The following is a 354-nucleotide window of genomic DNA, read 5'->3' as shown; positions in this document are numbered from 1 at the left end:
CTCTTTTTTAATGAAAAATAAACGAGTGAGAAAAATTACTGCCAGTATGATAGATAGAATAGTTATTAAAAGCATTACTAAAAGCAATTTTCCTCACCTACTACCTTAATTATTTTATTTCTTTCTTTTTGAAGGCTATACTTCCTAAAAGAAAAAATACGAGAGCCGTGCTGATTGCAGCTAGGATGGATCTTATTATATTAATGCTAGGATTTGTTATTTCATACAGTTGGTAGAATACTGTATATTGATATAATTTGCTTACAATGGAAAAAGATTGTCCTAAAAGTAAACTACCAAAATAAATAAGTAATATAACCCCTATTGAAATGATAATAGCTTTACCACTTTCTT

The 354-nt window shown here is 28.0% G+C and carries 1 pseudogene; it reads right to left on the bottom strand.

The window, feature by feature from the left end:
* Window positions 1-109: 109 nt before the first annotated feature.
* Window positions 110-354 (bottom strand): annotated as a pseudogene (locus tag V7183_RS25835) (hypothetical protein); the annotation flags it as partial.

The organism is Bacillus sp. JJ1127 (genome assembly GCF_036965845.1).
In the GTDB taxonomy this organism is placed as follows: Bacteria; Bacillota; Bacilli; order Bacillales; family Bacillaceae_G; genus Bacillus_A.
This window is presented reverse-complemented; position numbering and strand designations above follow the sequence as displayed.